The 9,799-nt window shown below is 74.8% G+C and carries 9 protein-coding genes and 1 pseudogene; 9 read left to right on the forward strand and 1 reads right to left on the reverse strand.

What is annotated here, in order from left to right:
• Positions 1 to 219: 219 nt before the first annotated feature.
• The 4 genes and pseudogenes from E1193_RS33465 to E1193_RS26660 form a co-directional block, all read left to right on the forward strand.
• A pseudogene (locus E1193_RS33465) lies at positions 220 to 543 on the forward strand (phosphoribosyl-AMP cyclohydrolase); the annotation flags it as partial.
• A 168-nt stretch (positions 544 to 711) separates the two neighbouring features.
• Positions 712 to 1,125, forward strand: coding sequence for a phosphoribosyl-AMP cyclohydrolase (gene hisI, locus E1193_RS33470; RefSeq protein ID WP_132185938.1), 414 nt, complete (start codon positions 712 to 714; stop codon positions 1,123 to 1,125).
• On the forward strand, positions 1,122 to 2,675 hold the full coding sequence (locus tag E1193_RS26655) for an anthranilate synthase component I (RefSeq protein WP_132185930.1): 1,554 nt from the start codon (positions 1,122 to 1,124) through the stop codon (positions 2,673 to 2,675). The genes hisI and E1193_RS26655 overlap by 4 nt, the downstream gene beginning before the upstream one ends.
• A complete protein-coding gene (locus E1193_RS26660) occupies positions 2,672 to 3,262 on the forward strand; it encodes a Trp biosynthesis-associated membrane protein (RefSeq protein WP_132185931.1) in 591 nt (196 codons plus the stop codon). The genes E1193_RS26655 and E1193_RS26660 overlap by 4 nt, the downstream gene beginning before the upstream one ends.
• On the opposite strand, the gene E1193_RS26665 is transcribed toward E1193_RS26660, so the two are convergent.
• The gene (locus E1193_RS26665; protein ID WP_132185932.1) at positions 3,255 to 3,527 is read right to left on the reverse strand and encodes a hypothetical protein; all 273 of its coding nucleotides are present in this window, start codon (positions 3,525 to 3,527) and stop codon (positions 3,255 to 3,257) included. The genes E1193_RS26660 and E1193_RS26665 overlap by 8 nt on opposite strands.
• Positions 3,528 to 4,014: 487 nt before the next feature.
• Between E1193_RS26665 and trpC the strand changes: the two genes are divergently transcribed.
• The 5 genes from trpC to E1193_RS26690 all read left to right on the forward strand — a co-directional run.
• The gene (trpC, locus tag E1193_RS26670; protein WP_207922877.1) at positions 4,015 to 4,818 is read left to right on the forward strand and encodes an indole-3-glycerol phosphate synthase TrpC; all 804 of its coding nucleotides are present in this window, start codon (positions 4,015 to 4,017) and stop codon (positions 4,816 to 4,818) included.
• A 35-nt stretch (positions 4,819 to 4,853) separates the two neighbouring features.
• On the forward strand, positions 4,854 to 6,086 hold the full coding sequence (trpB, locus tag E1193_RS26675) for a tryptophan synthase subunit beta (protein WP_132185934.1): 1,233 nt from the start codon (positions 4,854 to 4,856) through the stop codon (positions 6,084 to 6,086).
• A gap of 5 nt (positions 6,087 to 6,091) precedes the next feature.
• Entirely contained in the window at positions 6,092 to 6,895 is an 804-nt protein-coding gene (trpA, locus tag E1193_RS26680; protein ID WP_132185935.1) for a tryptophan synthase subunit alpha, read from the forward strand.
• 451 nt (positions 6,896 to 7,346) lie between these two features.
• The gene (lgt, locus tag E1193_RS26685) at positions 7,347 to 8,627 is read left to right on the forward strand and encodes a prolipoprotein diacylglyceryl transferase (RefSeq protein ID WP_132185936.1); all 1,281 of its coding nucleotides are present in this window, start codon (positions 7,347 to 7,349) and stop codon (positions 8,625 to 8,627) included.
• A gap of 11 nt (positions 8,628 to 8,638) precedes the next feature.
• The coding region (locus E1193_RS26690; protein WP_132185937.1) for an NAD(P)/FAD-dependent oxidoreductase at positions 8,639 to 9,799 on the forward strand (1,161 nt) is incomplete at its 3' end.

Raw genomic sequence — 9,799 nt, forward strand, 5'->3', positions numbered from 1 at the left:
GACCCGGCGTGGCGGGCCGACCCGCCGTACGCCACCCGGCAGGCGTACCTCGCCGAGGTGGGCGGCCGGATCGTGCACGTCTCGGTCACCGCCCGGGATGTCCGCTCCTGGGTCGACCGGCTCGGCGAGCCGGCCGACTGGGCGTTCGGCCTGCCGGTCGCCGCCCCCGCCCGGCTGCTCTGGGCCGAGGACGACTGGCGGCCCCGGATCGACCTGCCGGTGCTCTGCCAGCCGGCCGACCAGCCCCGGCTGGAGGAACTGGTCGCGACCCTCGGCAAGGTGGCCTCCGCCCGGGCCGCCGCGGACCCGCTCGGCGTCCGGCTGGCCGCCGCCGACCTGGCCCGGCTCTGCCCCTCGGTGCTGCGGCTGGCCAACCCGAGCATCCGGGTGGTCTCCCGCCGGGCCGCCTTCGCCGCCGCCCTAACGCTGCCGGTCGCCCCGCCCGGCTACCGCGACGACATGCTGCGCTGTCTCGGGCTGCGCCCCGGCGCCACCGGCCAGCTCGCCACCGCCGCCGCCCGCCTGGTCGCGGGGGTCGTCCCGCTGGTCCGCCCGTACGCCGACCGGATCGCCGAGGTCGCCGGCGGGGACCTGGCCGCCGCGCTCGCCGACGGACGGCTGGACCGCTACGTCGCCCAGCTCGGTCGTGCGGCCCGCCGTGGCGGGGACGGGCCGCAGGTGCCCGTACCCCGTGCGGGAGAATGGCTGACTGTGCCCGCACCCGAGTCTCCCGTGACCGGCGGCCCTCCCGCCGGCGCGGCCCGCCCCTCCCGCCTCGACCCGGCCGTCGCCGCCCGGCTGCGGCGCACCCCCGACGGCCTGGTGGCCGCGGTGGTCCGCCAGCACGACACCGGCGAGGTGCTGATGGTCGCCTGGATGGACGACGAGGCGCTGCACCGCACGCTGACCACCGGCCGGGCCACCTACTGGTCGCGCAGCCGCCAGGAGTACTGGGTCAAGGGCGCGACCTCCGGCCACCACCAGTACGTCCGCTCGGTCGCCCTGGACTGCGACGGCGACGCCCTGCTGGTCAGCGTCGACCAGGTCGGCGCGGCCTGCCACACCGGCAACCGCACCTGCTTCTTCACCGAACTGCCGGTCACCGCCGAAGGAGTCTCCTCATGACCGACGGCACACTCCACCCCGACCTGGGCGCCTTCGTCGAGTTGGCCGCCCGCTGGCGGGTGGTGCCGGTGACCCGCCGGCTGCTGGCCGACGCGGAGACCCCGGTCGGTGTCTACCGCAAGCTCGCCGGCGGTCCCGGGACGTTCCTGCTGGAATCCGCCGAACAGGGCGTCGGTTCGGCCGGCGCGGCCTGGTCCCGGTACTCCTTCATCGGAGTGCGCAGCAGCGCCACCCTGGTCGAGCGGGACGGGGTCGCCGTCTGGACCGGCCACCCGCCGGCCGGCGTGCCAGCCTCCGGCGATCCGGTGACGGTGTTGCGCGAGACCGTCGCGGCGCTCGCCGGCCCGGCCCAGGACCCGGCCGGCGACCTGCCGCCGCTGACCGGCGGCATGGTCGGCTACCTCGGCTACGACCTCATCCGGCGCTTCGAGCGGCTGCCCGAGCTGACCGAGGACGACATTGGGGTGCCGGAACTGGGCATGATGCTCGCCACCGACCTGGTGGTGCTGGACCACTACGACGGCTCGGCGATCCTGGTCGCCAACGCGGTGCTGCCCCCGGCGGACGCCCCCGACCGGGCTGCCCAGGTCGCGGCGGCGTACCACCACGCGGTGGGGCGGCTGGACGCGATGACCACCGCGCTGTCCCGACCGATTCCGCCCATGATCTCCACGGTTGACCGTCCGCCCGCGGGGGCGGTGGTCAGCCGGACCCCGGCCGGCGGCTACCCGAAGGCGGTCGAGGAGGCCAAGGAGGCGATCCGGGCCGGCGAGTGCTTCCAGATCGTGCTGGCTCAGCGGTTCGAGCGGGACACCCACGCCGACCCGCTGGACGTCTACCGGGTGTTGCGCACCACCAACCCCAGCCCGTACATGTACCTGCTGCGCTTCGACGGCTTCGACATCGTCGGCTCGTCCCCCGAGGCGCACCTCAAGGTGAGCGCCGGGGCGGACGGCGAGCGCCGGGCCCTGCTGCACCCGATCGCCGGCACCCGGCCACGCGGCGTCACACCGGATGCCGACGCCCGGCTCGCCGCCGAGTTGCTGGCCGACCCGAAGGAGCGCGCCGAGCACGTGATGCTGGTCGACCTGGGTCGCAACGACCTGGGCCGGGTCTGCCGGCCCGGGACGGTGCAGGTGCCGGAGTTCGCCACCATCGAGCGGTACAGCCACGTCATGCACATCGTCTCCACGGTGGTGGGCACGCTGCGCCAGGACCGTACGGCCTTCGACGCCCTCGCGGCCACCTTCCCCGCCGGCACCCTCTCCGGTGCCCCGAAGGTGCGCGCCATGGAGATCATCGAGGAGCTGGAGCCGGTCCGGCGTGGCCTCTACGGCGGCACCGTGGGCTACTTCGGCTTCGGCGGCGACCTCGACATGGCGATCGCCATCCGCACCGCGCTGATCCGTGACGGGAGGGCGTACGTGCAGGCCGGGGCTGGGGTGGTGGCCGATTCCGATCCGGCCGCGGAGGACCAGGAGACCCGGAACAAGGCCGCCGCGGTGCTCGCCGCCATCGCCGCGGCCGAAACCCTGCGGCCTGCCCGGTGACCGCACCCGGAGACGCCGCGACACCCGCCCCGACCGGCGCACCGGCCGACCGGGGCCGGCGCGAGTTGGCGTACGCGGTGCTGCTCTGCCTGGCCGGCGCGGGCCTGGCCGTCTGGGCGGCCACCCGCACCTGGGCGGTGGAGGTGACCGCCCGGGGCGCGCTGCCGCCGACCCGCCACGACCGTTCCGGGGCGCAACTGCTGCCCTGGCTGTCGGCGCTCGCTCTGGTCGTGCTGGCCGGCGGCGGGGCGGTGCTGGCCACCCGAGGCCGGCTCCGGCGGCTGCTCGGCGGGCTGCTGGCCCTGCTCGGCCTGGCCGTGGCGGCCGGTGGTGGCTACGGGCTGACCGCCGGTTTCGCCGGAGAGGTCAGCCGGCAGTGGCCGGCGCTCTGCCTGCTCGGCGGGCTGCTCGCGGCGGCCGGCGGCGCACTGGCCGCCCGGCGTGGCGACCGCTGGCCGGCGATGGGTGCCCGCTACGAGCGCCGGCCCCGCGCCGGGACGACGTTCGACGGGCGGCCGGCCGCGCAGCGGGGCACCCGGGAGGCGTGGGACGCGCTCGACCGGGGTGAGGACCCGACGGTCAGTTGACCGGCTGCCGCAGCTCGTGGCGGTCCCGTGCGGCGGCGCGGGCGGCGGCCAACTCGGCGACGAGCCGGTCGAGTTCGGCGCGCTGATCGGCTCGGGCCCGGTCGGCGCAGACGGCCTCCCAGGCGTTGCCCCGAGCGGTACGCACCCGGCCGTCGCCGACCACGGCGCGTTCGAGGGTGTGCACCACACCGACGGCGAGGGAGGCGACAGACCGGGAGATGGTCGTGAAGCCGATGGTCGAGGAGTCCGGTCCCGTAGTGCTCATGGTCACTCCGCACGAGAAGTCCGACGTTCGGCAGGCCCGCCTCACGAGGCTGCCCGCATCCAGGCTGCCCGGCTCACGTTTCGCCGTGGTGACGGGCGGATCAACTGTCCATCGGCGCGGTCGTCCCCGGTAGGTCCGTTCGTCCTTGAGCTTGGTCACACCATCGACCGGCGTCGCGGTGCTGCGGGAAACCGGAACCTCGTGTTGTCATTGTTCATCGGTTCCGGTCGATCAGGTGGCGGGGGCGGTCAAGGCTCGCCGGGTGACCCCCGTCGATCGCTGCGGTGGCGCTGCGTGACATGGCGTTCACCGGAGGTCGGTCATCATGCCACAGCCCATTCCGTGAGGGGCGCCATACCCCCGGCACGTGCTGCCAGGTGGCGCCACCTAGCATCGGCCCATGACACCCGGAGAGGGGAGTCCGTTGGTGACTGCAGACCATGCGCACGCGGAAGGGGACGGGCCCGGTCCGGCAGCGTCCGGAAACGTGCTCGACGAGATCCTGGCCGGCGTCCGCGAGGAGGTGGCGCGGCGACAGGAGCAGGTTCCGCTGGAGCGGATCCGCGAACTGGCCGCCGCCGCGCCGCCGCCGCTGGACGCGTACGCCGCCCTGCGCAAGCCCGGCGTGGCGGTGATTGCCGAGGTCAAGCGCTCCTCGCCGTCCAAGGGCCGGTTGGCCGAGATCGCCGACCCGGCCGACCTCGCCGGCCAGTACGCCGCCGGCGGTGCCCGGGCGATCAGCGTGCTGACCGAAGGGCGCTGGTTCGGCGGCTCACTCGACGACCTGGCCGCCGTCCGGGCCGCCGTGCAGGTGCCGGTGCTGCGCAAGGACTTCGTCGTCTCCAGCTACCAGGTGCACGAGGCCCGCGCGCACGGCGCGGACCTGGTGCTGCTGATCGTCGCGGCGCTGGAGCAGAACGCGCTGGTCGGGCTGCTGGAGCGGATCGAGTCGCTCGGCATGTGCGCGCTGGTCGAGGTGCACACCGAGGAGGAGGCCGACCGGGCCCTGGAGGCCGGCGCGCAGGTGATCGGGGTCAACGCCCGTGACCTGCGTACCCTGGAGGTCGACCGGGCCGTCTTCGAACGGATCGCGCCCGGCCTGCCCAGCAGCGTGGTCAAGATCGCCGAGTCGGGTGTGCGCGGCCCGCACGATCTGATCCGGTACGCCTCGGCCGGCGCCGACGCCGTCCTGGTCGGGGAGGGCCTGGTCACCCAGAAGAGCCCGCGGGAGGCGGTCGCCGAGCTGGTCAACGCCGGGAACCACCCGGCGACGCCGCGCCCGGTGCGCTGAGCCGTCCACAGTTCCCGCAGCGAGAGGACACCGCGATGAGCACCGACACCTCGAACCCGTCCGGCGAGGTTCCCGACGCCGCCGGTCACTTCGGTCGGTTCGGCGGCCGGTTCGTGCCGGAGGCGCTGGTCGCGGCGCTGGACGAGCTGGACGCGGCGTACCGCAAGGCGATGACCGACGAGGACTTCCTCGGCGAGTTCGACGCCCTGCTGCGCGACTACGCCGGCGGCCCGTCGCTGCTCTACCCCGCGCGGCGGTTCTCGGCGGAGGCCGGCGCGCGGATCCTGCTCAAGCGGGAGGATCTCAACCACACCGGCGCACACAAGGTGCGCAACGTGCTGGGCCAGGCGTTGCTCACTAAGCGGATGGGCAAGAAGCGCGTGATCGCCGAGACCGGCGCCGGGCAGCACGGCGTGGCCACCGCCACCGCCGCCGCCCTGTTCGACTTCGAGTGCGTCGTCTACATGGGCGAGGTCGACACCCGGCGGCAGGCACTCAACGTGGCCCGGATGCGGATGCTGGGCGCCACGGTGATCCCGGTGACCACCGGCTCGCGGACCCTCAAGGACGCGATGAACGAGGCGATGCGGGACTGGGTCGCCAACGTCGACGACACCCACTACCTGATCGGCACGGCCGCCGGTCCGCACCCGTTCCCGGAGATGGTCCGCGACTTTGTCCGGGGCATCGGCGTCGAGGCCCGCCAGCAGTGCCTCGACCTGACCGGCGCGCTGCCGGACGCGGTCGCGGCGTGCGTCGGCGGCGGCTCGAACGCGCTGGGCATCTTCCACGCCTTCGTCCCCGACGCCGGTGTGCGGCTGTACGGCTTCGAGGCCGGCGGTGAGGGGGTGGAGAGCGGGCGGCACGCGGCCAGCATCACCGGCGGCAGCTCGGGGGTGCTGCACGGCACCCGCACGTACGTGCTGCAGAATTCCGACGGCCAGACGATCGAGTCGCACTCCATCTCGGCCGGCCTGGACTACCCGGGTGTCGGCCCGGAGCACGCCTGGCTGCACGACAGCGGCCGGGCCACCTACCTGCCGGTGACCGACGCCGAGGCGATGGCCGCGTTCGAGCTGCTCTGCCGCACCGAGGGGATCATCCCGGCGATCGAGAGCTCGCACGCGCTCGCCGGCGTCCTGAAGGTCGCCCCGCGGCTCGCCGCCGAGCTGGGCCGGGAGCCGGTCATCGTGGTCAACCTCTCCGGGCGGGGCGACAAGGACGTGCACACCGCCGGCGAGTACTTCGGCATCCTCGACAAGGAGTGACGATCGTGAGCCGGATCGGGGTGGCCTTCGACAAGGCCCGCGCCGACGGACGGGCCCTGCTGGTCGGCTGCATGCCGGCCGGTTTCCCGACCGTCGAGGGCAGCATCGCCGCGATGACCGCCATGGTGGAGTCGGGCGTGGACGTCATCGAGGTGGAGATCCCGTACTCCGACCCGGTGATGGACGGTCCGGTGATCCAGAGGGCCAGCGACATCGCCCTGGCCGGCGGGGTCCGCACCGCCGACACCCTGCGCATCGTCGAGGCGGTCGCGGCCACTGGCGCCCCGGTGGTCATCATGACCTACTGGAACCCGATCGAGCAGTACGGCGTCGACGCGTTCGCCCGCGACCTGGCCGCCGCCGGTGGCACCGGTCTGATCACCCCCGACCTCATCCCGGAGGAGGCCGGCGAGTGGTTGGCGGCCTCGGACGCGTACGGCCTGGACCGCACGTTCCTGGTCTCACCGTCGTCGACCGACGCCCGGGTGAGGATGACCGCCGCGCACTGCCGGGGGTTCGTCTACGCCACCGCGATCATGGGGGTGACCGGGGCACGGGCGCAGACCTCGCAGGCCGCGCCGGTGCTGGTGTCCCGGGTCCGTGAGGTCACCGACCTGCCGGTCGGGGTCGGCCTCGGGGTCGGGACCGGCGTTCAGGCCGCCGCCGTCGCCGGGTACGCCGACGGCGTCATCGTGGGCAGCGCCCTGATCCGCTGCCTGCTCGACGCTTCGGACTCGGCGGCCGGGCTGACCTCCCTGCGCACGCTCAGCGCCGAACTCGCCGAGGGCGTCCGCAACCCCGCCCGCTGACCCATCACGTCTCCGCGCCCGACGACCACCGCGCCGGCCCGGTCCGCGCCCGACGACCACCGCGCCGGCCCGGTCCGCGCCCGACGACCACCGCGCCGGCCCGGTCCGCGCCCGACGACCACCGCGCCGGCCCGGTCCGCGCCCGACGAGATCGAACCTGTCGGTGCCGCACGTGACCGGCCTGCCCGTGCCGGTGATCGACTCCGTCTGCGTCGGCTTGTGCTCTCCCTCGCCGGGGACACCGCGATGCGGCGCAGTCGGAGTTGACCATGAGGCGGAACACCGCGATGCGCCGCAGTCGGAGCGCAAATTTGGGCGAAGGCGCTGGGCGTGGGTCCGGTGGACCTTGGGCGGGGCGTCGGGCGTGGGCCCGGTGGCGGACCGGTTGGGGCAAGGTACGGTGCGGACCGGGGTGCCGCGGAGGCGGTCCGCAACGGTAGCCTGTGCAGCCGTGACCCTCGCCTCGACGATCCCGCAGGCAGCCCTGCCGAGCCCGACCACCGCGGTCTGGCAGCTCGGGCCGGTGCCGATTCGGGCGTACGCGCTCTGCATCATCCTCGGCATCGTGGTGGCCTGCTGGGTCACCGAGCGCCGGCTGCGCCAGCGGGGGGTGGCCCCCGGCGCGGTGCTCGACATCGCGGTCTGGGCTGTGCCGTTCGGCATCGTCGGGGCCCGGATCTACCACGTCATCACCTCCCCGGAGAACTACTTCGGCGCCAACGGCGAGCCGCTGAGGGCGTTTGCCATCTGGGAGGGCGGCCTCGGCATCTGGGGCGCGGTCGCCGGCGGTGCGGTCGGCGCCTGGATCGCCGCCCGCCAGCTGGGCCTTCCGTTGACCGTGGTGGCCGACGCGCTCGCCCCCGGCCTGCCGTTGGCGCAGGCCATCGGCCGGATCGGCAACTGGTTCAACAACGAGCTCTACGGCGGCCGGACCACGCTGCCCTGGGGCCTGGAGATTCACAGGATGGACCCAGCCCACCCCGGGCACGCGCTGCGCGACGAGGCCGGACAGCCGATCCTGCTGCCCGGGCTCTACCACCCGACCTTCCTCTACGAGGCGATCTGGAACGTGGGCGTCGCCGCCCTGGTGTTCGTCCTGGACCGCAGGCTCAAGTTGGGCAAGGGCCGGGCGTTCGCGTTGTACGTGATGGGCTACACCGCCGGCCGGTTCTGGATCGAGATCATGCGCACCGACGAGGCGAACCGCATCCTCGGCGTCCGGATCAACGTGTGGACCGCCGCCCTGGTCTTCGTCGGCGCGCTGATCTATTTCCTGCGGGTGCACGGCCCCCGCGCATACCTCGTCCCGGTTGGCGCCACCACTCCGGCCCCGCCGCCCGGCGGGGATGTCTCCCAGGTCGACCTCTCCCGCGCCGGCAACGGCCCGCGAGCGGTCGCTCCCGAGGGGTACCGGACGGTCAGCGAGGAGCAGTTCCGGACGTTCCAGGAGACCGGTGAGGTCCCCGACGAGCCAGCCGCGCCGCCCACGGCGACCGACGATGCCACCGCAGACGCCGAGACGTCGCCCGCGGACGTCGCCGAGGGGAGACCTGGCGGTGTCGCCGAGACGCAACCCGCCGACGTCGCCGAGGGGAGACCCGGCGGTGTCGCCGAGACGTCGCCCGCCGCGGACGCGGTGGGGAGGCCCGGCGGTGACGTTGAGACGTCGCCCGCCGACGTCGCCGAGCGGGCGGATTCCGCCGGCGCCCGCCCCGCCGACCGGGACAGCTGAGCGGGCCGGGGATGCGGACCGCGGTGGTGGTCGGCGCCGGGCTCGGCGGGTTGGCGGCGGCCGGCGCGCTGGCCCGCTCCGGCTGGCAGGTCACCCTGCTGGAACGGTCTGACCGGGTTCGAGCCGAACCCACCGCCGTGGTGCTCTGGCCCAACGGGGTTCGCGCGCTGCACGCGCTCGGCCTCGGCGCGGGCCTGGACGCGATAGCCACCGCGCTGCCCGACGGCGGGGTACGCCGCCCCGACGGGCACTGGCTGGTGCAGCCGCGTCCCACCCCGGCGGACCGGATGCCGGTGGTGGTGCACCGGGAGGACCTGCACGACGCCCTCGTCGCCGGTCTCGGCGACCGGGCGGAGCTGCGTACCGGAGTGGCCGTGGACACCGTCCAGGTCCGCCCGGGGCAGCGTCCGGCAGTCGGCGTCGGCCGCGACCTCGTCGAGGCCGACCTGGTGGTCGCCGCGGACGGCGCCGACAGCGCGGTTCGCCGCCGGCTCGCCCCCGAGGCCGCCGTGGTCAGCTCCGGCTCTGCCTCCTGGCGCGCGGTGATTCCCTGGTACCGGGCACCGACGTTCACGGTCGACCAACCGCTCGGCGGGGAGGTGCTCGGAGCCGGCTACCGGTTCGTGGCGGCCTCGCTCGGTGAGCGCGGGTCATCCGGGGCCTCCCGCCGGGGCGGCATCTACTGGGTGGCCACCGCCGCCGGGGCGCCCCGCCCCGAGCCGCCCGAAACCCAGCTCGCCCTGCTGCGGCGCTGGTACGCCAACTGGCCCGCCCCCGTCGGCGCGCTGCTCGATGCCACCGAGCCGGACGACCTGGTCCAGCAGGAGGTCCGCGAGTTGCGTCCGCTGCCGCGGGCGTACGGCTTCCCGGCCGGGCCGGGCGGGGTGGTGCTGCTCGGCGACGCCGCACACGCCATGCCGCCGCACCTGGGGCAGGGCGCCTGCCTGGCCTTCGAGGACGCGGCGACCCTGGCGTCGCTGCTGCGCGAGTCGACGTTGCCCGACGCCGTGCAGGCGTACGACCGGCTGCGCCGGCCCCGCGCCGCGACCGTGGTCCGGCAGACCCGACGGATGTCGGCGGTCCTGCAGGCCCGGGGGCGGTTGGCCCTGCGCGCCCGCGACGCCGCCCTGGGCACGATCAGCCCCCGCCTACTCTCCAGCGCAGCCTCCGCC

Origin of the sequence: Micromonospora sp. KC606, from assembly GCF_004348675.1 — a bacterium.
In the GTDB taxonomy this organism is placed as follows: Bacteria; Actinomycetota; Actinomycetes; order Mycobacteriales; family Micromonosporaceae; genus Micromonospora.